The organism is Pedobacter jamesrossensis (assembly GCF_042650905.1).
Classification (GTDB): domain Bacteria; phylum Bacteroidota; class Bacteroidia; order Sphingobacteriales; family Sphingobacteriaceae; genus Pedobacter; species Pedobacter jamesrossensis.
Genome location: NZ_JBHSBY010000142.1, coordinates 24370 through 49435, shown reverse-complemented (window position 1 = coordinate 49435; position 25066 = coordinate 24370). Strand labels below are relative to the sequence as shown.

General features: G+C 35.6%; 20 protein-coding genes and 1 riboswitch. Of the genes, 10 read left to right on the top strand and 10 right to left on the bottom strand.

What is annotated here, in order from left to right; translation table 11 throughout:
* Window positions 1–19: 19 nt before the first annotated feature.
* The 4 genes from ACFOUY_RS18525 to purD all read left to right on the top strand — a co-directional run bounded on the left by ACFOUY_RS18525 (window position 20) and on the right by purD (window position 5880).
* Window positions 20–2710, top strand: a complete 2691-nt coding sequence (locus ACFOUY_RS18525) for a carboxypeptidase-like regulatory domain-containing protein (protein WP_378962740.1) — start codon at window positions 20–22, stop codon at window positions 2708–2710.
* 91 nt (window positions 2711–2801) lie between these two features.
* Window positions 2802–3563 carry an enoyl-CoA hydratase/isomerase family protein gene (locus ACFOUY_RS18520; protein ID WP_378962739.1) on the top strand — a complete coding sequence of 254 codons (762 nt, stop codon included), beginning with the start codon at window positions 2802–2804 and terminating at the stop codon, window positions 3561–3563.
* A 77-nt stretch (window positions 3564–3640) separates the two neighbouring features.
* Window positions 3641–4516, top strand: coding sequence for an SDR family oxidoreductase (locus ACFOUY_RS18515; RefSeq protein WP_378962737.1), 876 nt, complete (start codon window positions 3641–3643; stop codon window positions 4514–4516).
* 92 nt (window positions 4517–4608) lie between these two features.
* Window positions 4609–5880, top strand: a complete 1272-nt coding sequence (gene purD / locus ACFOUY_RS18510; RefSeq protein ID WP_378962736.1) for a phosphoribosylamine--glycine ligase — start codon at window positions 4609–4611, stop codon at window positions 5878–5880.
* A 74-nt stretch (window positions 5881–5954) separates the two neighbouring features.
* Here purD and ACFOUY_RS18505 read toward each other — a convergent pair whose 3' ends face one another.
* Window positions 5955–7100, bottom strand: a complete 1146-nt coding sequence (locus ACFOUY_RS18505) for a redoxin domain-containing protein (protein ID WP_378962735.1) — start codon at window positions 7098–7100, stop codon at window positions 5955–5957.
* A gap of 68 nt (window positions 7101–7168) precedes the next feature.
* Complete coding sequence (locus ACFOUY_RS18500; protein ID WP_378962734.1) at window positions 7169–8350, bottom strand: formimidoylglutamase; 1182 nt, start codon at window positions 8348–8350, stop codon at window positions 7169–7171.
* A gap of 71 nt (window positions 8351–8421) precedes the next feature.
* On the opposite strand from ACFOUY_RS18500, the gene ACFOUY_RS18495 reads away from it, so the two are divergent.
* Both ACFOUY_RS18495 and ACFOUY_RS18490 read left to right on the top strand, forming a co-directional pair.
* On the top strand, window positions 8422–9384 hold the full coding sequence (locus ACFOUY_RS18495; protein WP_378962732.1) for an NAD-dependent epimerase/dehydratase family protein: 963 nt from the start codon (window positions 8422–8424) through the stop codon (window positions 9382–9384).
* Window positions 9384–10685 carry an HAD-IB family phosphatase gene (locus ACFOUY_RS18490; protein WP_378962731.1) on the top strand — a complete coding sequence of 434 codons (1302 nt, stop codon included), beginning with the start codon at window positions 9384–9386 and terminating at the stop codon, window positions 10683–10685. Before ACFOUY_RS18495 ends, ACFOUY_RS18490 begins: the two co-directional genes overlap by 1 nt.
* Before the next feature lie 103 nt (window positions 10686–10788).
* Here the strand turns inward: ACFOUY_RS18490 and ACFOUY_RS18485 are convergent, their stop codons facing one another.
* A complete protein-coding gene (locus ACFOUY_RS18485; protein WP_378962730.1) occupies window positions 10789–12099 on the bottom strand; it encodes a voltage-gated chloride channel family protein in 1311 nt (436 codons plus the stop codon).
* A 20-nt stretch (window positions 12100–12119) separates the two neighbouring features.
* Window positions 12120–12182, bottom strand: a riboswitch (Fluoride riboswitch).
* Between the two features lie 64 nt (window positions 12183–12246).
* Between ACFOUY_RS18485 and ACFOUY_RS18480 the strand changes: the two genes are divergently transcribed.
* Both ACFOUY_RS18480 and ACFOUY_RS18475 read left to right on the top strand, forming a co-directional pair.
* Window positions 12247–13212 (top strand): tryptophan 2,3-dioxygenase family protein, encoded by a 966-nt coding sequence (locus ACFOUY_RS18480; RefSeq protein WP_378962729.1) that lies wholly within the window; start codon window positions 12247–12249, stop codon window positions 13210–13212.
* 144 nt (window positions 13213–13356) lie between these two features.
* Entirely contained in the window at window positions 13357–14421 is a 1065-nt protein-coding gene (locus tag ACFOUY_RS18475) for a branched-chain amino acid aminotransferase (RefSeq protein ID WP_378962728.1), read from the top strand.
* 88 nt (window positions 14422–14509) lie between these two features.
* Here ACFOUY_RS18475 and ACFOUY_RS18470 read toward each other — a convergent pair whose 3' ends face one another.
* The 5 genes from ACFOUY_RS18470 to ACFOUY_RS18450 form a co-directional block, all read right to left on the bottom strand.
* Window positions 14510–14974, bottom strand: a complete 465-nt coding sequence (locus tag ACFOUY_RS18470) for a DUF4920 domain-containing protein (protein ID WP_378962727.1) — start codon at window positions 14972–14974, stop codon at window positions 14510–14512.
* A gap of 350 nt (window positions 14975–15324) precedes the next feature.
* Window positions 15325–16701 (bottom strand): DNA repair protein RadA, encoded by a 1377-nt coding sequence (radA, locus tag ACFOUY_RS18465; protein ID WP_378962726.1) that lies wholly within the window; start codon window positions 16699–16701, stop codon window positions 15325–15327.
* 122 nt (window positions 16702–16823) lie between these two features.
* Window positions 16824–18374, bottom strand: a complete 1551-nt coding sequence (locus ACFOUY_RS18460; protein ID WP_378962724.1) for an Rne/Rng family ribonuclease — start codon at window positions 18372–18374, stop codon at window positions 16824–16826.
* Window positions 18375–18654: 280 nt separating this feature from the next.
* A complete protein-coding gene (locus ACFOUY_RS18455; RefSeq protein WP_378962723.1) occupies window positions 18655–19530 on the bottom strand; it encodes a tetratricopeptide repeat protein in 876 nt (291 codons plus the stop codon).
* Window positions 19531–19540: 10 nt separating this feature from the next.
* Window positions 19541–19843, bottom strand: a complete 303-nt coding sequence (locus ACFOUY_RS18450) for an HU family DNA-binding protein (RefSeq protein WP_056093708.1) — start codon at window positions 19841–19843, stop codon at window positions 19541–19543.
* 171 nt (window positions 19844–20014) lie between these two features.
* On the opposite strand from ACFOUY_RS18450, the gene mutY reads away from it, so the two are divergent.
* Together mutY and ACFOUY_RS18440 are read left to right on the top strand one after the other, a co-directional pair.
* The gene (mutY, locus tag ACFOUY_RS18445) at window positions 20015–21058 is read left to right on the top strand and encodes an A/G-specific adenine glycosylase (protein WP_378962722.1); all 1044 of its coding nucleotides are present in this window, start codon (window positions 20015–20017) and stop codon (window positions 21056–21058) included.
* Window positions 21059–21136: 78 nt separating this feature from the next.
* Window positions 21137–21577 (top strand): single-stranded DNA-binding protein, encoded by a 441-nt coding sequence (locus ACFOUY_RS18440; protein WP_378962721.1) that lies wholly within the window; start codon window positions 21137–21139, stop codon window positions 21575–21577.
* Between the two features lie 71 nt (window positions 21578–21648).
* Here the strand turns inward: ACFOUY_RS18440 and glmS are convergent, their stop codons facing one another.
* Together glmS and ACFOUY_RS18430 are read right to left on the bottom strand one after the other, a co-directional pair.
* On the bottom strand, window positions 21649–23487 hold the full coding sequence (glmS, locus tag ACFOUY_RS18435) for a glutamine--fructose-6-phosphate transaminase (isomerizing) (protein ID WP_378962720.1): 1839 nt from the start codon (window positions 23485–23487) through the stop codon (window positions 21649–21651).
* A 131-nt stretch (window positions 23488–23618) separates the two neighbouring features.
* Window positions 23619–25052, bottom strand: a complete 1434-nt coding sequence (locus ACFOUY_RS18430) for a DUF4270 family protein (protein ID WP_378962719.1) — start codon at window positions 25050–25052, stop codon at window positions 23619–23621.
* Window positions 25053–25066: the final 14 nt, after the last annotated feature.

Here is a 25066-nt window from a genome sequence, read left to right as displayed (position 1 = left end):
TACTTTTATAACACGCCAAATGAAATTCAAAATTACGCTAGCTCTGAGCTTTCTTGCTGTGCTTATCGTTTTTGCCGCTTTTAGAATTGATGATGATCCTTTCTCGGCGATTGTTAAAAAACTTGATGAGTACACCGCCAAGTATCAGCAAGAAAAAGTTTACCTCCATTTAGATAAGCCATACTACGCCATAGGCGATGACATTTGGTTTAAGGCTTATATATTAAATACAAAAACCCAAGCCCCAACCGATATTAGCAAAATTTTATATGTAGAATTAATTAATGAAAAAGACTCTATAAAAAGATTAGTTAAGTTGCCAATAATGGGTGGGGTAACCTGGGGCGATTTTAAACTAACTGATTCGTTAGGAGAAGGTAATTACAGAATTAGAGCCTACACGAATTACATGAGAAATTTTGGTACTGATTTCTTTTTCGATAAAACGATTAAAATTGGCAATAGCTGGGCAAATAAAGTTTTTACCTACACAGATTATAAATACAGCAAAGAGAATAACGCAGAAAAAGTGGCTGCAACCATTCGTTTTGAAGATAAAAATGGCGTTGCGTATAAAGAAAATGATGTAAGCTATGAAGTGCAGCTCGATTACCGGACAGTTGCAAAAGGTAAAACTAAAACAGACCTTAAAGGTGATGCAATAATTAACTTTTCTAACAACCAAAGTTTCTTAAATAAGAAGGGTAAAATTTTGGCTACAATAACCCTTGATAATAAACAAAAAGTGATTAAGTCTATTCCTATAACATCAACAAGCAATGATGTTGATGTACAGTTTTTACCAGAGGGTGGAACACTTATTGAAGAGTTGCCCCAAAAAATAGCCATAAAAGCTTTAAATGGTTCGGGTAATGGCGAAGATGTAAAAGGTAAAATTGTTGATGAAACTGGAGAAATAGTAACAAAAATAGAAACATCATATCTAGGCATGGGAAACTTTACCCTAAATGTGCAACCTGGTAAAACCTATACTGCAAAAATTAATTTTAAAGATGGCTCGGAGAAAGATTTTAAATTGCCTGTAGCACAAAAAACAGGTTATGCATTAATGGTAAATAATTTAGATACAGGGAAAGTTTCTATAAAGATAATGGCTAGCGTAAGCCTTACTAACAGTGATGAACTAAAAATTGTTGCCCAGCAAGGTGGAAATGTTTATTATGTATCAAAAGCTAAAGTAGATAAACAGGTTATGACAGCTAACATACCAAAAAGTAAGTTGCCATCAGGTATTATTCAGTTTACCCTGTTCTCTGCAAACAATCAACCAATTGCAGAGCGTTTAATTTTTAATAAAAATAAAATCGATATTATAGATTTAAAATTGAATGCTTTGGATGCATCGGCTGCAAAAAAAGGTAAATCGAGTTTTAGCTTTGATGCATCAAATGACCAAAAACCTGTTTTGGGTAGTTTTTCTGTTTCGGTAACAAATGCTAGTAAGGTTGTACCCGATGAAGACAATGAAAGCAATATTTTTGCAACGCTTTGGCTAACTTCTGATTTAGCCGGGCATGTTGAAAAACCGAATCATTATTTTTTAAATGATGATTTAAAAACTGCCCGAGAGCTTGATAATTTAATGCTTATCCAAGGTTGGAGACGTTTTTTATGGCGAAATGTAATTAATGATGTTGGTCCGGCTATTACCTATAAACCTGAGCAATCAACAAATATAAGTGGAACAGTTACTAAAGGCGGTAAGCCCGTACCGAATGGAAAAGTTATGCTCATGGCTACTAAAGGTGGGTTTTTGGTTTTAGATACCGTAACTAATGCCGAAGGTAAGTTTAGTTTTGATAACCTGGTTTTTAACGACAGTACCAAATTTATCGTGCAAGCGAGGACAAAAGCAGATAGAAAGTTTGTAGATATTAGTGTTGATGCAGTTCCTTATCAAATTGTTACGAAAAACAAAAATAGTGCAGATATTGATATAAATGTGAACAATACTTTGATGAAGTACATCAAAGAAAGCGATAATTATTTTAACGAAATGGCACGCTTGGGCTTACTCGAAAGAACAATAAAGCTGGATGAAGTTGTGGTAACGGAAAAGAGAATAATTGCAAAAAATTCTTCTAATTTAAATGGGGCAGGTAATGCCGATTTTGTGCTCAGTTCTAAAGATTTGCAAAGTTGCGTAACATTATCTCAATGTTTAAACGGGCGTATACCTTTTGTTATTTTCAGAAACGGAATACCTTATTCTACCAGAAGTCAAAATACACCAATGCAAATAATCGTTGATGGAATGCCAGTTGAAGCAGATTTTCTGGATATGATGAGCCCTAACGATGTAGAAACTATTGAAGTTTTAAGAAGCGCCGCTACCACATCAATTTACGGTAGCAGAGGTGGTGGTGGTGTTTTAATCATTACCACTAAGCGAGGTGGTGGCGAGGTATCATACAATAATTATGCTCCTGGTATTGTGGTTGTTAATAAAAAAGGATTTTCTGCCTCAAGAGATTTTTACTCTCCAAAATATGATTTAAATACCTCTGGTAGTAAAGTCGATTTTAGAAGTACCGTGTTTTGGTCGCCACAGGTTGTAACAGAAAAGGATGGTACAGCCAAATTCGATTTCTATAATGCTGATGAAGCCGGAACTTATCGTGTTGTAATAGAAGGAATAGATGCTTCGGGGCATTTAGGAAGAAAGGTTTACACTTATGATGTTAAATAGGAAAAAATAAATAAATTTGAATTAGTATGCATGCATAATACAATTATTAATAAGCCTGCTACCTGATTTTCAAATCTTGATATTATTTAACATGAATACGATTAAAGTAAGTGTACAAAACCGTTTAGCAACAATAACATTAAGTAGAGGAAAATCTAACGCTTTAAACCGCGAGTTGATTACCGAACTGGATGATATGCTTAAAAATATTTCCGCTGATGATAATATTGGTGGTGTGATTCTAACCGGAACTGCCCCATTCTTTTCTGCGGGTTTAGATTTGGTAGAACTTTATAATTATAACCAAGAGGAAGCAAAATCTTTCTTTAATTTATTCTTCAGTTTCACTGCAAATCTGGTTTCTTTTAAAAAACCAATCGTTTCTGCAATTAGTGGGCATAGCCCGGCTGGTGGTTGTGTAATTGCTTTGGCTTGTGACTATCGTGTAATGGCCGAAGGGCAATATATTATCGGTTTAAATGAAGTTCCGGTTGGCATTATTGTGCCAAATAGCATTTTTCAATTATACGCCTTTTGGATTGGCCAGGCAGAGGCTTCACGTAGCTTGCTAACTGGTAAACTGTACAATCCTGATGAAGCTTTAAAAGTTGGTTTGATTGATGAAATTGTTAAAAACGAAAGTTTACTTACAGCTGCCGAAAGAAAAATAAAGAAATTTATGGAGCAGGAGAGTAATACCTGGTCGCAAAGTAAATTGAACATTCGAGAGAAATTAATTGAATCTGTAAATTCGGACCAATCTGCAACATTAGAAAAAATGTTGGCCCAGTGGTGGTCGCCTGCAACACGCCATATTCTTAAAACCATTTTAGAAAACCTTCAAAGAAAGTAATCGAATTTTACATGATTACTTTAAATCTTCGAAAGATTTCAGCTTAGTAGTTAACCAGTTTAAACAATTAACCAGATATGTTTAGTTATAATTCACCGATGCTCAGAGATGGTTCTCTTGAAGGCAAAACAATTGTAATTACCGGAGGCGGTACAGGCTTGGGTAAAGCCATGGGACTTTACTTCTTAAAGTTAGGCGCAAATCTTGTAATAACGAGCCGTAAACAAGATGTTTTACAAAAAACCGCCGATGAAATGGAAGAAAAAACTGGCGGAAAGGTTTTAGCTTTGGCTTGTGATGTCCGCGAAATAGAGCAAGTAGAAAATGTTTTGGCGAAAACTATCGAAAGATTTGGGCAGGTTGATGGATTAGTAAATAACGCTGCGGGGAATTTCATTTCTCCAACCGAACGGTTATCAGCCAATGCGTTTTCATCAATAATTGATATCGTTTTAAAAGGAACGGTAAATTGTACGCTAACTTTTGGTAAACATTGGATAAAAGAAAAGCAACAGGCTGCTGTTTTAAATATTATAACTACTTACGCTTTTACTGGTTCTGCATACGTTGTGCCTTCGGCTTGTGCAAAAGGAGGTGTTTTAGCTTTAACGCGTTCACTTGCAGTAGAATGGGGTAAATACGGTATTCGAACAAATGCAATAGCGCCTGGTCCTTTTCCTACAAAAGGTGCCTGGGAAAGGTTATTGCCTGGAGATTTGGCTAAAAAATTCGATTTTAAAAACCGTGTGCCTTTAAAAAGAGTAGGCGAACATCAGGAGTTGGCTAATCTAGCCGCATTTTTAATTAGTGATTTTTCTGGTTATATAAATGGTGAAGTCATTACCATTGATGGAGGAGAATGGCTACAAGGTGCAGGACAAATGAACGGCCTGGAAGCAATTCCTAACGAAATGTGGGATATGTTAGAGCAAATGACAAGAAGCGCTAAATGATGTAAGATGGCAGATGGATAAGGGAATTCCTTACCATAACCCATCTTTCATCATCCCTTTTCCATCTTACATTTTTATTTATCTTTGCCGATATGAATATCTTACTATTAGGTTCAGGAGGCAGAGAAAGTGCATTCGCCTGGAAAATCAGCCAGTCTTCACATTGTGATAAATTAATTATTGCACCCGGAAACGGTGGCACGGGTGCTTTTGGCACAAATATCAACATCAGCGTAAACGACTTTGATTCTATCAAGAAGATTGTTCTTTCTGAGCAAATTGAAATGGTAATTGTTGGTCCCGAAGAGCCTTTAGTAAATGGTATTCACGATTTTTTTTTAGCTGATAAAACAATTGCACACATTCCGGTTATTGGGCCTAAAAAAGAAGGTGCAATTTTAGAAGGTAGTAAAGATTTTTCAAAACAATTTATGGTGCGCCATGGCATTCCAACGGCTGCTTCAAAGTCTTTTACCCCAGAAACGCTTGAAGATGGTTTGGCTTATCTTCAAAATCATGCGCTTCCCGTAGTTTTAAAGGCCGATGGTTTGGCTGCTGGTAAAGGTGTTCTAATATGTACCGAAACTATCGAAGCACAAGAAGAACTTAAGTTAATGCTAGGTGGCAAATTCGGCGCAGCCGGAGCTACTGTTGTTATAGAAGAGTTTTTAAGTGGAATTGAACTTTCTGTTTTTATTTTAACTGATGGCGAAAACTACCTAACACTTCCATCGGCTAAAGATTATAAGAGAATTGGGCAAAATGATACTGGCTTAAATACTGGCGGTATGGGCTCCGTTTCTCCAGTTCCTTTTGCAACGCCAGAATTTTTACAAAAAGTAGAAGAAAGAATTATTAAACCTACGGTTGAAGGTTTAAAGAAAGATAATATCGATTATACAGGTTTTATATTTTTCGGTTTAATTAAAGTTGGAGAGGAACCTTTCGTAATTGAGTACAATGCTCGTATGGGCGACCCTGAAACAGAAAGTGTTATTCCAAGAATTGAAAACGATTTGGTTGAACTTTTTATGGCTACAGCTAGTAAAACCTTAAATCAGGTTAACTTAGAAATCAGCGAGCAAACTGCAGCAACAGTAATGATTGTAGCGGGTGGTTATCCTGGCGACTACTTAAAAGGAAAAGCGATTTCGGGTATCGAAAATCTCCGTCACTCTAATGCTTTTCATGCAGGTACGCTTTTAGAAAACGATGTGGTTAAAACAAATGGCGGTCGAGTTATCGCGATAACAAGTTTGCAGAAAGATTTATTTACAGCTTTGCAATCTGCTACCGCCGATGCTGGTCGGATTTATTTCGATGGAAAATATTTCAGAGAAGATATTGGATTTGATTTGATATAAAATATCTGCTAAATATAAAGCCACAGATTCACCTGATTTATAATCTGCGAATCTGTGGCTTTTTTGTATAAACTCTATTTCGATTTACTTCCTAATAATTCTTCCAATTTGCTTTGTAAAGCCTCTTCTCTTAATCCTTTAGCAATGATTTTGCCAGTTGGGTCAATTAAGAAGTTAGCCGGAATAGAACGGATTCCATACATTACAGCAACCTCATTGTTCCAATATTTCAAATCCGATACATGCGTCCAGGTTAATTTATCATCAGCAATTGCTTTTAACCAGGCATCTTTTTTACCTGGCTGGTCTAATGAAACGCCTAAAACAGTAAAACCTTTGTCTTTAAATTTATTGTAAGCAACAACAACATTTGGGTTTTCTGCTCTGCATGGCCCGCACCATGAGGCCCAGAAATCAACCAGCACATATTTGCCTTTAAAATCTGATAATTTAACAGGCTTATCATTTACATCATTTTGAGTAAAATCCATAGCCATTGTACCAACTGCGGTTTTTTTAGCTGCCTCTAATGTACTAGCTAAAGTAGTTCCAGTTTTTGTTGCCTTCAATTCTGGGCTTAAACCAGCATACGCAAGTTCAACCTGTGCTACAGCATCTGGGTCGCTAGCTAACTGAGCCAAAGAAACTAAACTTACATAAGATTTAGGGTTGCTTTTTGCAAAGGCCAATTGAAGAGGTGTCATTTCTTCGGATGCTTTAGAATATTTTTCTCTAATTCCCGCAACCACAGATTTATCTTTCTGTTGTTCTGGCGATAGTTTTGCATACTCCTCATTAATCGCATTTAATTTATCCATTGCTGGTTTTAAACTTGCGTTTAATTTGGCATTGTCATCATTCGCAGGCGTTCCGGAAACTTTCATTGATTTAATTGAATCAACAGAGGTAAACACTATATTTCCTGGTTCTAGGTATAAAGACGCATAATCCAGCGTTCGGTTGTTAACCTCTTTCGCAACATAAGGATTTATGTTTTTAAAGATGTTTGCACTTTTAGGGTCGGTTGCTGTTCCTTTAAATTCAAACTTTCCATTTGCTACAGTAGCCGAGTCTGTTATTCTTTGGCTATTCTCGGTGTAAACTAAATAGATTTTATCGCCTGTTTTTAATGCTTTTGCATCACCTTTTATAGTGAAGGGTTTTTGAGCTAATGCTGCTAATGGCAATAGGGCCATAGCAGATAATATTATTTTTTTCATGGTATTAATTTAATCGTCTTTGTAAAGGTAAATATTTGTAATTTTTTAATGTAACTACTTGTGTAAAATTATGATAGCTTTTGATAAGTTCTCCACCATAAATCTGGCATATCGCCATTTACTGCAGTTTGATAATCGTCATAGCGGCAAGGAACTAAGTGATAACGCTCATTTTTAGATTGACCAGAAGGATAAGGAACCTGCATCCACCAGCGATCTGATTTTTTACTTTTCACAAAAGTCATTTCGCCAGAGCCATCCTTTAAGCTGGTTCTGTAAATTATAAACTGCGATTTTGGCGTTAAAGGGAAATCCCTTTTGCGGGCGTAAAATCCATCAATAAAATACCAAACCATCTCTGCTAATAAGAACGCTGTTTGGCCGTTATTATCGTAAGCGGGATTAAATTCGTAAAAACCAATAGAGGTTAATTTATCATTCATTCCTGCATAACGGGCTATTCTGCAAGCTTCTTCACCATCAAAACCATTTGGTGTAGCGTTTCCATTTGCTGCGGCATCTGCAGAGCGAATGGAACCCATATCAAAGCTAATCATGTTGGCATTGCGAATAATCGGCTCAGTTAATGTAATATCTTGAGCAAACTCACCTAAACGATGAACATCAAAATAAAGCTTATCCATTACGCTTAAACTTTCCTGGTTTACGAAATACGTTTGGTAGCCAATATTGCTGAAATTGAAAAGATAGTTTGGTTGGTGAAGAAAAATTTTATTCAGGTAGCAATCAGATCTCGTTTCAATTCCATCATTGTTATCATCATCTATATCAAATTGATTATCGACAATAACTAAATCTACTTTTTGCTCTAAATTTTCATAACCTAAGTATTGAGCGTAGGTTAAATCTTGGCCACCACCTATAATTATCGGAATAATATTGTTTTTTATTAGCTCTGAAACAGCCATTTTTATTGCAATATACGTATCTGCAATAGTAGCGCCAGGTCTTATATTCCCTAAATCAACTAATCTGCTTGTAAATGCACCTTCGTTAAGTTTATAAAATTTCTCCCTAAAATAATCCGGGCCAATACCACAGCCTTCATTATTAATTGCACTTCTACCATCAAGCACGCCAAAAATGGCTATATCGAATTTGTTCTCTTCCATATCGGGAAAAGATTCGGTGTAAAATTGCGTTTTTAAACCAAGCTGACTGGAGAAAAAACCTTCTTTTGGTGTAAACTGTTCAGTATTTAAGGGGGAAAAGAAATCGGTTAATGACATATATTTAAAACTATCGCCTCAAATATCTATTTTTGAATGCGTATTTTCACCTATAGCCCAAAAAAAATATAATGATACTCGTAACCGGCGGAACGGGATTTTTAGGTTCTGAATTAATAAAACAGCTAACAGATAGCGGTTTAGCCGTTCGGGCTTTAAAGCGAAATGCTTCCATAATCCCTAAAATTATAGATAATAATTCTTTAGTTGATTGGGTTTTGGGCGATATTAATGAACCTGCAACTTTAGAAGAAATTTTTGTTGGAATAACTAAAGTTTATCACTGTGCAGCATTTGTTTCTTTCAATCCTAAAGATAAAAAACAACTTTTTCATGTTAATATAGATGGAACTTCTAACATTGTAAACCTTTGCGCTGAAAATAATTGCAGGTTATTACATGTGAGTTCGGTTGCGGCCTTAGGCGATGCTAAAAAAGGAAAACAGATTACGGAAAAGGATTTTTGGGAATACGATGCAAAGGCTCATGCTTATGGCTTATCTAAATATGAAGCAGAAATGGAGGTTTGGCGTGGAATAACCGAAGGTTTAGATGCAGTAATCGTAAATCCATCTATAATTATCGGTAAAAATGCAGGTTTTGAGGGTAGTGGTGCAATTTTTAGATTGGTAAAAGGTGGTTTTCCATTTTATACTAATGGTGCTTCTGGTTTGGTTGATGTACAAGACGTTGCCAAAGCGATGATCTTATTAATGGAAAATCCTACTACTGCAGAGCGATATATTATCTCATCAGAAAACTATCATTATAAAGATTTATTTGCTGCAATTGCAGATGGATTTAAAGTTAAAGCCCCAAAAACAGAAGCTAAACCATGGATGTTGGGCATTGCCTGGAGAGCTTTAAAATTCTTTTCTATTTTTACGCGCAAACAGCCATCAATTACTAAAGATGCAGCAAAAAGCAGCTTATCGTTAAGTTATTATAGTAATGAAAAAGTGATTAACGAAATAGGAATTAAATTTAAACCTGTTAACCAAAGTATACAAGAGATTACCCAATATTTAAAATAATGCCGAAACAAAAAGCTTACTACATAATCGATTTTGATAGCACTTTTACACAAGTAGAAGCGCTTGATGAACTAGCCCGAATCTCTTTAAAAAACCACCCGGATAAAGAGGCTATTTTTCAAAAAATAGAAGATTATACCAATTTTGCAATGGAGGGGAAAATGTCATTCTCCGAAAGTTTGGCTCAAAGAGTTAAGCTCTTAGAGGCAAATGAAGACCATTTAAAGCTATTGATAAAACACTTAAAGAAAAAGGTTTCTACATCATTTTCTCGTAATGCAGAGTTTTTCAAGAAACATGCTGATGATGTTTTAATCGTTTCTGGTGGGTTTAAAGAGTTTATAACACCAGTTGTAAGTCAGTATCATATCAAAAAAGAAAACATTTATGCTAACACCTTTGTAACCACAGGCGATGGTAAGATTATAGATTACGACCACGCAAATCCATTAAGTGAAGAAGGCGGAAAAGTGAAGCTCTTGCAGCATTTAAAACTAGAAGGCGAATTATTTGGTATTGGCGATGGTTATTCTGATTTCCAATTGCGTGAAAGCGGTTTAATTAACAAGTTTTTTGCCTTTACAGAAAATATTGCTCGCGAAAGTATTGTTGCTAAAGCCGACCATGTAACGCCAAGTTTTGATGAGTTTTTATATGTTAACGATTTGCCTCGTGCAATTTCTTATCCTAAAAACAGAATTCTGTGCTTGGTTATTGGTGATGTAAGTCCAACTACTATATCTATTTTAAAAAATGATGGTCTTTCGATTAGACAAAAAACATCTTTCGAAGAAAAGTACGTTAAGGACGTTGGCATAATTATTCTAGCTGATGGTGAAAAATTGACTAAAGAACAATTAAAAAATGCGGTTAAACTTAAAACGATAGGCTATTTAGGTAGCGCAAGAAATAAGTTTGATTTTGATTTGTGTACCAAACAAGGGATTGTAGTTTTCGATGACCCGAAGAATAATCCGCGTAATATTGATTTTATACCTAAGCGTGTTGCCGATTTTATGAATACCGGTGCAACTTATTTAAGTAGTAATTATCCGAATTTGCAGCTGCCTAAAATTGATAAATCTCATCGTTTAATTCATATTCATAAAAACGTGCCGGGAATTATGGCGCAAATAAATACCGTTTTCGCAAAACATAATATTAATATTGTTGGCCAGTTCTTAATGACAAATCCTGAAATTGGCTACGCGATTACCGATATTAATACCGAATATGATAAACAACTCTTTAAAGCATTAAAGAAAATAGAACATACCATAAAGTTTAGAGTATTGTATTAGTATAATTCCACATTGTCATTTCCTATATGGTCTGCGTTCTCACAGACCATGTAAGAAAAGTTTTTGTTTCGGTCTTTAAGGACACAGACCCAGGAGAAGGTTCTCAGAGTTTAGCAACATTTTGTTTGCCGAAAAACTGATGCCTTTTTAGAAAAAAATGTTTCGGACTTTCAATAGCTTGAGAACGATAAATCCCACTATGGCCAGAAAATAAATAAGCCATAATACAGGCCAAGGCGACATATATTCCTGATGTCGTTCCGAATAATTCCATCCCCATAAAAATGCAGGCTATAGGAGTATTCGCAGCACCAGAAAATACAGCTACAAAACCCATTCCCGCTAATAAACCAACAGGTAAAGGCAAGAAAAAGCTGAGAAAACTGCCCAGTGTTGCACCGATGAAAAATAATGGTGTAACTTCGCCACCCTTAAAGCCTGCGCTTAAAGTTAATGCAGTTAAAAATAGCTTTATAGCAAATGTGTAATAGGGTTCCTGAGTAGTGAACGATTCGGAAATTACGGGAATGCCTAAGCCGATATATCTTGTTGTTTTTGATAGATAGATAATTGCAATTAATATTAAACCTCCAATTACTGGTCTTAAAGGAGGATATTTAATCTTAGCAAAGATGCTAGATAAACCATGATTTAATGCAGAAAAGCTTCTTGCTGCTAAGCCAAAAATAATCCCGACAAATAAAGAGATCAATAAATTTACTGTATTCATATCAGGAACTAAACCAACAGAATAGTGTGTATGGCCAACACCCCAGGCTTTGCAAGCATAATCTGCTATAACGGCTGTGATTAGCGAGGGTAATACTGCACTGTAAAAAAGGCTTCCAATAATAAAAACTTCCAGGCCAAAAACCGCACCAGCCAATGGTGTTCCAAATACCGAAGAAAAACCAGCGCTAATACCACAAATTAAAATCATCTTCCTATCTCTGGGGTTAAGCTTAAACCACTTCGTAAACTGATCGGCAAAGGCTCCGCCAATTTGAACTGCAGTTCCTTCTCTACCTGCAGAACCACCAAATAAATGCGTAATAATGGTTCCTGCAAATATTAACGGCGCCATTATAAAGGGAATAACTTTCTTTGGGCTTTGTAACTCTTCAATGAGTAAGTTATTCCCTTTAACTACTTCCTTACCCCAGTAATGATAGGTTAGGCCAATAATTAAACCAGCCATTGGTAACATCCCAATTATCCATAAGTTTTGCTCACGATAATTTGTTGCCCAATTAAGGGTTGCTAAAAACAACGCAGATGCGGAGCCAACAACTGCACCGAGTAAAGCAGACAATAAAAGCCATTTTAAGCTATTAATGAATAAGGCACCAAAATCTATTTGGGTAAAGCAACGGAAAGACAGAAGGAAGCCTTCTGTTAATTTTTTAACAGGCATTCGAAATCAATTTTAAATTAAAAATCGTAGGAGTCATCAGCCTGTTTGGGCGGTTTTGGCGGTACCCCATCGCCATCGGTTCAAATGTATAAATTTTAGTTATTTGTTCCAAAATCTTTAACACCTTTGTAGAGATAAACCAAAACAATGGATTTTACACCAGAAATAAAAGATAAACTTAATCAATTACAAGAAAAATATACTGCCATGGGGCAGGATATGGCCTCATATTTAGATGGATTGTTGTACGCTGATTTTTTAACCTATTGGGATTATATCCATTTGGATACCTTGCTAAGTTTACAAAGTCCAAAAACGCCATTTCCTGATGAAGAGATTTTTATCATGTATCATCAGATTACAGAACTCTATTTTAAGCTGGCATTACATGAATGTAGACAGATTGCAGAACACAAAAACTTAACTGTAGAATTTTTTACTGCTCGAGTTAAAAGAATAAATGCTTACTTCAATGCGCTAACCACATCTTTCGAAGTTATGGTTGATGGCATGGAGAAAGAACAGTTTTTAAAGTTTCGAATGTCGTTATTGCCAGCGAGTGGTTTTCAATCAGGACAATATCGTATGATAGAGATTTGTGCAACTGATTTTATTCGTTTGGTCGATAAAAGTAAACGTGAGGAGTTAAGCACTGCAACTACTGATGAACAGTTTGAAAATATTTATTGGAAATTTGGAGCAACAGAACTAGCCTCCGGTAAGCAAACTTTAACTTTAAAGCAGTTCATTAAGAAATATTCAGCTCAATTTTTGCAGTTGGCAAAAGATAGAAGGCTAACTAATTTTTCAGCGTTATATCATCAATTACAATCTGATGGAAATAATGTTTCTGCATTAGCTGAAGAGCTTCGGAAGCTTGATTTATATGTAAACGTAGAATGGCCGCTTTCGCATTATAAATCGGCGGTTCGTTATTTGGAAAAAGACCCGGTTGATGTTGCTGCAACTGGTGGAACAAATTGGCAAAAATATTTGCCTCCTCGTTTTCAGAAAAGAATCTTTTACCCATTTCTTTGGAGTGATGAACAGATGGAAGAATGGGGTAAGGGATGGGTGCTTAGTGTGCTTAAAACACTAAAGAACAAAGATTAATATTAGAAAAAGCTATTATAAAAGCCTCTTTTTTTGTAATTTGCGAAAATTAAAAAGGATAGATTGAGCGAATGAAAGAATGAGCGAGTTTGCATGTTGCATTAATTCGCTAATCCAAAATTCGTTAATTCAAAATTTAACAAGATGACCGAGACCTTAGATATTAAAATTGCGAAGGCTGATAAAACCAGACTATCAGTAACTGATTTTTCGCAATTACCTTTCGGTAAAGTTTTTACCGACCACATGTTTACAGCTGATTATGAAGACGGCGAATGGAAAAACCTGCAGATTTTACCTTACGGGCCAATTCCAATGAGTCCGGCAATTTCAGCTCTTCATTACGGGCAAGCAATTTTCGAAGGCTTAAAAGCTTATCGTCAGCCAGATGGTCGTATTAGTGTCTTTCGTGCGGATAAGAACTTTGAGCGTTTCAACAAGTCGGCATCAAGAATGTCGATGCCAACTATCCCTGAAGAAATTTTTATGCAGGGTTTAGCTGCTTTAATTAATATTGATGAAAAGTGGGTGCCTTCGCAAGATGACTACGCATTGTATATTCGCCCTGTAATGTTTGCTACAGACCCTTATTTAGGTGTTAAAGCATCAGATAGTTATAAGTTCGCATTGCTTACTACGCCGACTGGTCCTTATTACAGCAGCGCATTAAATGTTAAAATCGAAACTGAGTTTACCAGAGCAGATGAAGGTGGTGTTGGTTTTGCTAAAACAGCAGGAAATTATGCCCGTTCTTTATATCCTTTCGAACAAGCTAAAAAAGAAGGCTATGATCAACTAATCTGGACCGATTCGATTAATCATGAATATATCGAGGAAGCAGGCACAGCTAACCTTATTTTCGTAATTAATGGTAAGTTGGTTACGCCTTCGGTTCGTAGTACCGTATTAGATGGTGTTACTCGTGATACAATTATTAAACTTGCAAAAGCTGCGGGGATAGAGGTTGAAGAGCGCAGGGTTTCTGTTAAGGAAGTAATTGAGGGTATTGAAGACGGAAGTTTAACTGAAGCTTTTGCTGCAGGAACCGCTGCAACCGTAACACAAATCGGTGAAATTGGTTATCTAGGTAAAAAATATAAATTAACAGATTCAGCTACAAGAACAGTTTCTAACGGAATTGCCAAAAAACTAAACGATATTCGTTACGGTTTAACTGCCGATGAATTCGGGTGGAATTGGGTTCTATAATGATACTAGAATCAATTTAAAAAATAAACCCGATGCAGATTTACTCTACATCGGGCTTTTTTTTGCTTTAATCTTTGTTCCTTATTTGCTATTTATCAAGGATAACAACACCTTTAGCTTCGAAAGCCAATTCCTTTTTGGGGTCGGTTATTTTAGCTACCTCTTCAGGAGTTTTTTTTGCATCTTCTGCATAGTGACGTAAAGTTTCTGCCGATATGGTTTGCTTTTTAGCTACCCCATCTAAAACTACTTTTTTACCTACAATATCCATTGGCATAAAGAAAGCGTAGTCTTTAAAAGTAACTCTCATTGGCTCTCCATTAGCCATTTCTAAAGTCATCCAGCACCCTTTTTTCTTACAAACATCAACAACTTTACCTTCAATTTTCATATCGGTAGCTGTTTTATCGCCCATTGCTGCTTCCATTTTTGCAACAGGTTTAATATTTCCTGGTGTAACGGCATCGCCAAATTTTTGACCAGTGAGTTCTGCTTGAGCAAAGGTTAAGGTTGCAATTAAACAAAATCCTAAGCTTAAAATAATTTTTTTCATGATGATTTTTTTTAAGAGACTATAATTAATTATCCCGGTAATTATCTGTCTCAAAGTTATTTAAAATTTCTGTAAATTATGAAAAACAAAAAAAATCCTCGCTAGCTCTCACTAACGAGGAAAATCATCCCTATTGTTATAGATCACATCCCATGATGTACAACACAATATGTTAGACAAATGTTAATCCAAAATTAACTTAACTTATAATTTATTTTTAATAGTTTGATTAACAGGTATTTGTGAGTTTGTTTAAGCTGTGCCAATAATTTTTTCGCTGGGGAATTGGGGAATATTATCTTCTAACTGTGGAATTGTGTTGATGTGTTTCCCCGATTTATTATATTTTTTTAGCCGAAAATAAGGCCAAAAACTTCTTCGATTTTACTTACTGCTTTAATTTCTATGTTGTATTTTTTTATATCTATTCCTTTTAAGTTATACTTCGAAATGTAGATGCTTTCAAAGCCTAATTTATCGGCTTCTGCAATTCGCTGTTCAATTCTATTTACCGCCCTAATTTCTCCGGATAAGCCAACTTCGGCCGCAAAACAGTTTTTAGAAGAAACCGCAATATCCTGATGTGATGAAATAATTGCAATTAAAACAGCTAAATCAATTGCAGGGTCTTCAACTCTAATACCTCCTGCAATGTTTAGAAATACATCCTGAGCACTTAATCTGAAACCACATCGTTTTTCTAGTACAGCTAAAAGCATGTTCAACCTTTTAGTATCAAAACCAGTAGCCGACCTTTGTGGTGTTCCGTAAGCTGCAGAACTAACAAGTGCTTGTGTTTCTATAAGCATTGGTCTTGCGCCTTCTAGCATCGCTGCAATTGCAATTCCGCTTAACTCTTCATCGCGTTGCGATAATAAAATTTCTGAAGGATTAGAAACCTCTCTTAATCCACTGCCTTGCATTTCGTAAATACCCAATTCTGCGGCAGCCCCAAATCTATTTTTAATTGAGCGTAAAATACGATAAACATGATGCCTGTCGCCTTCAAACTGCAAAACGGTATCAACCATGTGCTCCAATATTTTAGGGCCGGCAATGGCGCCATCTTTTGTAATATGACCGATTAAAAATACTGGTGTTCCGGTTTCTTTTGCAAATCTTAATAATTCAGCGGTACATTCCCGAACCTGTGAAACACTGCCTGGAGTAGAATCTATATGTGCAGAATGTAAAGTTTGAATAGAATCTACAACAACGATTTGTGGCTGAAGTATTTCAATCTGCTTAAATATATTCTGTGTTGAGGTTTCGGTAAGAATATAGCAATCGGCAGATGGAGATTCTGTTATTCTCTCGGCACGCATTTTTATTTGCTGTTCGCTTTCTTCACCAGAAACATATAATAGTTTTTTACCTTTTAGGTTTAAGGCTAGTTGAAGCATTAATGTCGATTTGCCAATGCCGGGTTCGCCTCCAATTAAAATTAATGAACCTTCTACTAATCCTCCGCCTAAAACTCTGTCAAGTTCTTTATCACCAGTTGGCATTCTTCTTTCAGTAGAGTTTTGTATTTCATCTACCTTACTTGGTTTGCTAAGCTTTCTGGCACTTGTATCGTTCTTCCAACTAGGTATAGCCGCCGAATTTTTTTCGACTATTTCTTCTACAAAAGTATTCCACTGGTTGCATGATGGGCATTTGCCTAACCATTTAGCTGATTCATATCCACAACTCTGACAGAAATATGCCGTTTTAGTTTTTGCCAATTTTAATTATGATTTTAGATTTACGAATTTAGATTTTATGAGGCGCAAAAACTAAATCATTTTTGCACAAAAAAACGCCTAATTCCAATGAGGTATTAGGCGTTTCCTATAAAATTTTTTTCTTAAAGTTTTATTTCTTCATCTTTTGATGAAATAAAATGAAACTCCGTTAAATGATATGCAGGTTGTGATTTTACTTTTATCCATTGGCCATATTTAAAGAACCAGCGGCGTTGTAAATTCAATATCCCTTTTGTGATGTAGGCTTCTATGTATGGATGAACACAAAGTGTAATACCCTTTTCATTTTGTTCTCTTAATATATAGTTCAGGTTATTTTCAATATCATCCATAAGAACAATACTTGCTTTTATTTCACCTGTCCCATCACATGCAGGGCATTTTTCTACGGTAACTATATTCATTTCCGGACGAACACGTTGTCTGGTAATTTGTACTAAACCAAATTTGCTTGGAGGCAAAATAGTATGTTTAGCACGATCCAATAACATTAATTCGCGTAAGTAATCGAATAAAATTTTACGGTTTGTTGGTTTGTGCATATCGATAAAATCGATTACCACAATACCGCCCATATCGCGTAAACGCAATTGACGGGCAATTTCTTTCGCCGCCTCTTTATTTACCTGTAAAGCATTCTCTTCTTGATTTTCTTTACTGGCAGTACGGTTACCGCTATTAACATCGATTACGTGTAATGCTTCGGTATGTTCTACAACCAAATAGGCACCGCCCGGTAGGTTTACTGTTTTGCCAAAAGCATTTTTAATTTGCTTTTCGATACCGAAATGATCGAAAATAGGTTCCTTCTGCTTGTATAGCTTTACAATTTTTTCCATTTCTGGAGAAATATCATGCACATAAGAACGTATATCATCGAACAACTCAGGCGTGCTCACGTAAACGTTTGTAAAATCAGGATTCAGAATATCACGAATTAACGTAGATGATCTGTCCATTTCGCCCCAAACTCTTTTTGAAGGTTCGGCGGTAGGAAGTTTTTTTATAAAGATTTCCCATTTTGCAACTAAATCTAAAAGATCTTTTTGCATCTCCGCAACACCCCTTCCTTCGGAAACGGTTCTGATAATTACCCCAAAATTTTGAGGCTTAATACTTTCGATAATCTTTTTAAGGCGATTACGTTCTGTATTACTTTTTATTTTTTTTGATATGGATATGGTATTGGAGAATGGCACCAGTACCACATACCTGCCGGCAATAGATAGGTCGGAACTTAAACGCGGTCCTTTTGTAGAAATTGGCTCTTTGGCAATTTGTACAGGTAGGATCATGTTTTTACTTAGCACATCAGAAATTTTGCCTGCCTTATTAATATCGGCCTCTAGCTTTAAATTATCTAATAATGTGCCTGTAACCGAGCCATTACGCTTGATCTTAGTTAGCTTAATTAAAGATTGTACTTGAGGGCCCAAATCAAAATAATGCAAAAAAGCATCTTTTTCATAACCAACATCCACGAAAGCAGCATTCAGACCAGGCATAATTTTTTTAATGCGGCCCAAATAAATATCGCCTACGGCGTAGTTATTATTGATTTGTTCTTTATGAAGCTCAACAAGTTGTTTGTCTTCAATCAAAGCTATGGTAACTCCGGCAGGAGTCGAATTGATAATTAATTCTTTTACCAACAGCTACAGATTTAAGGCTTTCGCCTATTAACAAATGGATAGTAAATAAGAAAATAATGATGTAGCCTAAATAATTTATATAATAAAAATCATATATAAGTGTTTAAACCTCATAGTAAGCTATGAGGTTTAAAGGCTAAATCAAAATAAGAATTTATTTTTTCTTATGTCTGTTTTTTCTTAAACGTTTTTTACGTTTGTGAGTAGCCATTTTATGTCTTTTTCTTTTTTTACCGCTTGGCATAGTTTTAAGTTTTAAATGTTTTTATTAATCCGTTAATTAACTTTTATTCTTTAGTTCAGCAACCTTCTTATCAATAAATGATGATAAAGTTGGATTTGCAGCTAATTTTTTGCTTTTTAAATAAGCCTCTACAGCTTCTTTGTTTTTGTCTAAGTTTTCTAAAGCCGTAGCTAAATAAAAATAGGCTTCAGGTGTTGGTGCTGTTGCAATAACTGTATTAAAACGAGGAATTGCTTTGTCGAACTGACCTGATTTAATTGAGAATAGGCCAAGATTCATATTTGCTTTAAGATTTTTAGGGTCTTTAGCAACAACTTCTAACAACATTGCAATACCTTGCATTGGTGCACCTAAGCCGTTTACTATGGTTACGCCTAATCCTGTTTTGGCATCTATGTTTTCTTTGTCTAATTCAAGCGCTTTTGTAAAAGATGTATTTGCTTTCTGCAATAAAGCAGGTTGTGCTAAACTATCTTGTGTACTCTCAAAAGCTTTTAAAAATTTATTACCAGATGCTAACCAACTCGTTGCTGTTGGTTTTGCTTCGGCAACAACTTCTAAATAAAGTGCAGAAGGAGTTAATTGTTCAACATCATCCCATTTCTGAGCTAATTGTTGAGCCAGTTGTACTTTCTCTGCGCCAGTTGCACCTTTATAACTGTTTTCTAAGGCTGTAATATCAGTCGCTAAACTTTTATTAATTACATTTTTAGCAGCTTCAGATGTTTGTTGAATGCTTAATCCGGAAGTTGAAGGTGGTGCTGCTTCGGCTAATTGACCTGATGCTGGCATTTTGCCATTTTCTTCCGTAGGTTTTACTAAACCCTTAATATCTCTAGTAAATAAAAATGCAACAAGCAATAAAATCGCTCCAATAATAATGGTTTGTTTTAATCTTATGCTGCTATTCATATTATTAGATTTAAGCTTCTACTTGAATTTTTTTAGAGTTATTTTTTACTTTATCAACAAATACTTTTGCTGGTTTAAAGCTCGGAACGAAGTGTTCTGGGATAATTATTGCAGTGTTTTTAGAGATATTTCTGGCTGTTTTTTGTGCTCTCTTTTTAACAACAAAGCTACCGAAGCCTCTAACGTAAACATTTTCACCGCCAATCATACTGGTTTTGATAACCTTAAAGAACGCCTCAACCGTTTCCTGCACATCAACCTTCTCAATTCCGGTTTTTGTTGATATTTCTGAAATAATATCTGCCTTAGTCATATTTTATTAATTATTATGTATTGTGTATTTTAATATTATCACTGATTTGGGGTTGCAAAAGTATTGCTTTTTAATGAGATAGGGAAATAAAAGATGATTTTTTTATCACTGTTCTTATCAGAGTAATGCAAGTTTTTTTAAAAACAAATAATTACACCGTAATTTGCAGCAATGACATTCCAAAATGAGCTTATAAATTGGTACCTGATAAATAAAAGAGATTTGCCTTGGCGCCATACAAACGATGCTTACACCATCTGGCTTTCTGAAATTATTTTACAGCAAACCCGAGTTGAGCAAGGCCTTCCGTATTTTAATAAGTTTTTAGCAAACTTTCCTACTGTTGCTGATTTTGCTTCGGCTACAGAGGCTAAAGTGTTAATGCTTTGGCAAGGATTAGGCTATTATTCTCGCGGAAGAAATATGCATGCTACTGCACAAATAGTAGTAAATAATTATAATGGGGTTTTTCCAACGCTGCATGATGATTTAATTAAACTTAAGGGGGTTGGCGAATATACGGCTGCTGCAATATCTTCTTTCTCATCTGGCGAGGCAAGAGCTGTTGTTGATGGAAATGTGTTTCGGGTTTTAGCTAGATATTTTGGAATTAGTACAGCTATTAACAGCCCGGCGGGTAAAAAGGAGTTTTTTAAACTCGCTAACGAATTACTATATATTGATGATCCTGCTTTATACAATCAGGCAATTATGGAGTTTGGCGCCATACAATGCAAGCCTAAATCGCCCAACTGCAGTGTTTGTCCTTTAAGCATTGATTGCTTCGCGTTTAAAAACAAAATGGTAAATCAATTGCCAGTTAAAATAGCTAAAGCGGACAAAAAGCATCGGTTTTTTAATTATTTTATATGTAACAATGGAACAGAATTGTTGATGAGAGAGAGGCAAGCTGGTGATATTTGGCAGCACCTTTACGATTTTCCATGTATTGAAACTAGCGATACGGCAGAAATAGAGGATTTCGATTTTGTTAATCAAATAAAGTTAATGTTTGGCGTTGATGTAAATTTTAATCTAATTAGCTATAAAAAACATGTTTTAACTCACCAAATAATCCATGTTCAATTTTTTGGTTTAAAAAATTATATATTTAACTTTAGTAAACAAAAGGAACTTAATTGGGTTTCTTTAAATGTGCTAGATGAACTGCCGCAACCTAACGTTATCAAAAATTTTATAGAAGAGAATTTTTGATAGATGAATGGAATAACTAACCCTTCATTATTGGTTTAACAGTAATTTTAAGATAAAACTAACCAAAAAAAATATTTTATGTCTGGGATTAACAAAGTTATTTTAGTAGGGCACTTGGGCAAAGATCCAGAAGTGCGGCACTTAGATGGAGGCGTTACGGTTGCAAGCTTTCCGTTGGCTACATCAGAAACGTATAACAAGGATGGAAAAAGAGTAGAGCAAACAGAGTGGCATAATATAGTTTTATGGAGGGGTTTGGCAGAGGTAGCATCAAAGTATCTTCAAAAGGGTAAGCTTGTTTATATAGAAGGAAAGTTAAGAACGAGATCTTTTGAGGATAAAGAGAAAGTGAAAAAATACGTGACAGAAATTGTTGCTGAAAATTTTACTATGCTGGGTAGAAAGAGTGATTTTGAACCAGGACAGACAGTAAATCACGTTCAAAATAATAATGAAACTAAAATAGAAGACGAATTTACAATACAGCCAAATGATGAAAACGGCGATTTGCCGTTTTAAAAATCACCGAGACCTATAAACTAAAAAAGGTTGCCAATTTTGGCAACCTTTTTTAGTTTGCAAAGCTTTAACTATTCTACTGTAACTGATTTAGCCAAATTTCTTGGCTGATCTACATTACAACCACGCATTACAGCAATGTGATAAGATAAAAGCTGTAATGGAATTGTAGCCAAAAGAGGCAAGAATGCTTCGTCAGAATCCGGAATTTCGATGCAATAATCGGCCATCTTTTTAACTTCAGTATCGCCTTGCGTTACAATTGCAATAACTTTTCCTTTACGGGCTTTTACTTCCTGTATGTTGCTGATTACTTTTTCGTAAGATGAATTTTGAGTTGCAATAAATACAACAGGCATTTCTTCGTCAATTAGAGCGATAGGGCCGTGTTTCATCTCTGCTGCAGGATAACCTTCGGCGTGAATGTATGATATCTCTTTGAGTTTTAAAGCGCCTTCTAAAGCTACCGGGAAACCACTTCCTCTGCCTAAAAACAGACAGTTTCTCGAATCTTTAATTTGCGCTGCAACTTCTTTTATGATGTCATTAGATTCTAGTGCAATTTGAATTTTATCAGGAATGCTATCTAGTTCTGTCAATAAACTAATTAGTTTAGATTGAGTAATGGTCCCTTTTTGTTGCGCCATGTAAAAAGCCATCAGCGTTAAAACTGTAACCTGTGCGGTAAATGCTTTGGTAGATGCTACGCCGATCTCAGGGCCTGCATGTGTGTAAACACCGGCATGGCTTAACCTTGGGATTGAAGCCCCGGCAACATTACAGATTCCGAAAATTGTTGCACCACGTTCTTTAGCCATTTCTATTGCTGCCATTGTATCGGCAGTTTCTCCCGATTGGGAAATTGCAATTACAACATCTTTTTCGGTAATAATCGGGTTGCGGTATCTAAATTCTGAAGCATACTCTACTTCAACCGGAATACGGGCATATTCCTCTATCAGGTATTCGCCAACTAAACCTGCATGCCATGAGGTACCACAAGCAACAATAATTATACGGTCGATATTTTTAAGTTTTTCCACAAACTCTTTAATACCGCCTAATTGTACTTTTCCTTCTTCAGGATAGATACGACCCCGCATACAGTCTCTGATGGATCTAGGCTGCTCGTAAATTTCCTTTAACATAAAATGTTCAAAACCACCTTTTTCCAACATTTCAAGTTTTAATTCTAATTCTTGAATTAAAGGAGTTTGAACTACGTTATCAAGGTGCTTAACCAATAAATCGTCTTTAGTAATTAAGGCAATTTCATTGTCGTTAAGATAAATCACATTTTTAGTATACTCTATTATTGGTGTTGCATCAGAAGCGATAAAATATTCACCTTTGCCAACCCCAATTACCATCGGACTACCTTTTCTTGCTGCAATTAAGCGATCTGGGTGCGCTTTGTCCATAATCACAATTGCGTAAGCGCCATTTACTTCGTGTAGGGCTAAACGAACGGCTTCCAATAATTCTAGTTGTTCAATTTTTTGAATTTCTTCTATTAAATGGATTAATACTTCTGTATCTGTATCACTTTTAAATTCATGTCCCCTCCCCAAAAGCTCTTCTTTAAGAGTAGCGTAGTTTTCGATAATGCCATTGTGAATTATCGATAATTGCCCATCATTTGAGGTATGAGGATGAGAATTTCTATCAGAGGGAACACCATGCGTTGCCCAACGGGTATGTCCCATAGCAATTGTGCCTGATTTGTCTTTATCTTCGGCAAATTCTTCTAAAGCAGCTACTTTTCCAACTTTCTTGTAAATATGTTCACCGCTGTTGTTCATCAATGCAATTCCTGCACTATCGTAACCTCTGTATTCTAATCTTTTAAGGCCTTTTAAAACAATTGGCCAAGCTTCTCTGTAGCCTATATAACCTACTATTCCACACATATTATTATAAGGATTTTTGCATCAAATATAATAAACAAACGTTTGTTTTGATGCGTTTTTAATTTTTGGTTTACCAGTAAAAATAAAAGCCCCGCTTGTTGCCAAGCAGGGCTCTAATATTTAGAGTGTCTCTAATTTATTTTTGTATAATAAATATTAAGTTTTAATCGGTTTGTTGTGCTGCCAAAAGTGCCAATGACTGTTCTTGATGCAGACAAATCTCTTCTAGATGTTCCCAAATCAGCTGATGTCGCTGCAAGAGTTGTTGGTGCTATAAAAGTTCCATTATCAACGATAACTCCATCAATAATATCTTGAACATAAGCTGTAACGTTGAAAATATACCTGTTTTTTAAAGAGTCATAGTATCCACCGAAAACAGCATCAGATTTTGCTCTTGGATCTCCAGCGGTACCCGTTGTGGATGAGCCTTGATCATGATCAGGAAGGTTTACTTCTTGGTTTGCAATATCCCAACGGTAAAGCGACAATCTTTGCGATGGCAAGAATGGATTTGCATAAGTTCCAGAACTGGCATCAATAACTAGTTCTGCTTTATTTACAACAACCTTCCCGTAAGTTGTTGTGAAATTTTTAAGCGTCGGGAAAGAAATTTTCGTTCTTACGCCGCCTAATCCTTGTAGATAAGTTACTCCATATTGAGTAGGACTTGCCGCAGGACCTGGGTTATCTAATTGTGTTTTGACGGCTGTTCCAGTATAATCGTGTTTAATGTTTGCTGTAACAATTTGTCCGCTAGCTGTGTTTATCGGGAAATTAGTTGAAACAGTATCAATAGTGTTTGTTGTATTAGTTTTTTTATAAACTAGCTGTAAATATGAATTTGTACTTGCAAAATCTAAAAATGCAATACCACCAGTTCCTGTAGATGATGATTTATTTACTTCAGCATATAAGCCTTTAAAATACTGAACAAATTTATCCGTAGTAGATGTTCCTGTTGTTGGTAAGCTTAAAATAGTACTTTGAATAAAAGCTTTGTTAAGAGGGATTCTAATTTGAGCTGGTACAGTTCTAAGAGTATCTTTTCCACCTACTACAATATCAGTAACTTTAATTTTAGTATTAGGGAAAATCTTACTGTTAAAGTTTCCTAATAATGTGCTATTATGAGGAATTTCATCAGAAGCATTATATTTAGAAATAGTGCTACTTAGTTGATAAACATCTATGCTATACTTAGAAGTTGTAGTATCTCCGTAAAACTGAGTTCCAAGATTTAATACCAAAACTGCAGAGTCTAAAACAGGTGAAGTTCCAAAATCATAACTTACAGAAGTTGGCCAAACAGTCATTCCAACGCTTGATTCAGTTTTACCAAAAGTAGGATCTGTAATGTATCCAATTGGATGAGAGCTTAATATCGCGGTATTAAAATCAGGCTCTTTCAAGGTTTGAGAAGTAACAAGCTGATCGTTAACCAACGTACCTTGTATAGCTGTATTTGGATCTACATCTAAGCCAACATTGCTTGTGTTTTTACAAGATGCAAAAAGAAAAAGACCTATCAACAGGGTTAATAAGTCTTGTTTTATAAATTTCATATTTAAAAATAATA

Bases quoted from the DNA above. Each gene is read 5' to 3' on its own strand.
- ACFOUY_RS18525 (WP_378962740.1), top strand. From the start codon at position 20: ATGAAATTCAAAATTACGCTAGCTCTGAGCTTTCTTGCTGTGCTTATC.
- ACFOUY_RS18520 (WP_378962739.1), top strand. From the start codon at position 2,802: ATGAATACGATTAAAGTAAGTGTACAAAACCGTTTAGCAACAATAACA.
- ACFOUY_RS18515 (WP_378962737.1), top strand. From the start codon at position 3,641: ATGTTTAGTTATAATTCACCGATGCTCAGAGATGGTTCTCTTGAAGGC.
- purD (WP_378962736.1), top strand. From the start codon at position 4,609: ATGAATATCTTACTATTAGGTTCAGGAGGCAGAGAAAGTGCATTCGCC.
- ACFOUY_RS18505 (WP_378962735.1), bottom strand. From the start codon at position 7,100: ATGAAAAAAATAATATTATCTGCTATGGCCCTATTGCCATTAGCAGCA.
- ACFOUY_RS18500 (WP_378962734.1), bottom strand. From the start codon at position 8,350: ATGTCATTAACCGATTTCTTTTCCCCCTTAAATACTGAACAGTTTACA.
- ACFOUY_RS18495 (WP_378962732.1), top strand. From the start codon at position 8,422: ATGATACTCGTAACCGGCGGAACGGGATTTTTAGGTTCTGAATTAATA.
- ACFOUY_RS18490 (WP_378962731.1), top strand. From the start codon at position 9,384: ATGCCGAAACAAAAAGCTTACTACATAATCGATTTTGATAGCACTTTT.
- ACFOUY_RS18485 (WP_378962730.1), bottom strand. From the start codon at position 12,099: ATGCCTGTTAAAAAATTAACAGAAGGCTTCCTTCTGTCTTTCCGTTGC.
- ACFOUY_RS18480 (WP_378962729.1), top strand. From the start codon at position 12,247: ATGGATTTTACACCAGAAATAAAAGATAAACTTAATCAATTACAAGAA.
- ACFOUY_RS18475 (WP_378962728.1), top strand. From the start codon at position 13,357: ATGACCGAGACCTTAGATATTAAAATTGCGAAGGCTGATAAAACCAGA.
- ACFOUY_RS18470 (WP_378962727.1), bottom strand. From the start codon at position 14,974: ATGAAAAAAATTATTTTAAGCTTAGGATTTTGTTTAATTGCAACCTTA.
- ACFOUY_RS18455 (WP_378962723.1), bottom strand. From the start codon at position 19,530: ATGAATAGCAGCATAAGATTAAAACAAACCATTATTATTGGAGCGATT.
- ACFOUY_RS18450 (WP_056093708.1), bottom strand. From the start codon at position 19,843: ATGACTAAGGCAGATATTATTTCAGAAATATCAACAAAAACCGGAATT.
- mutY (WP_378962722.1), top strand. From the start codon at position 20,015: ATGACATTCCAAAATGAGCTTATAAATTGGTACCTGATAAATAAAAGA.
- ACFOUY_RS18440 (WP_378962721.1), top strand. From the start codon at position 21,137: ATGTCTGGGATTAACAAAGTTATTTTAGTAGGGCACTTGGGCAAAGAT.
- glmS (WP_378962720.1), bottom strand. From the start codon at position 23,487: ATGTGTGGAATAGTAGGTTATATAGGCTACAGAGAAGCTTGGCCAATT.
- ACFOUY_RS18430 (WP_378962719.1), bottom strand. From the start codon at position 25,052: ATGAAATTTATAAAACAAGACTTATTAACCCTGTTGATAGGTCTTTTT.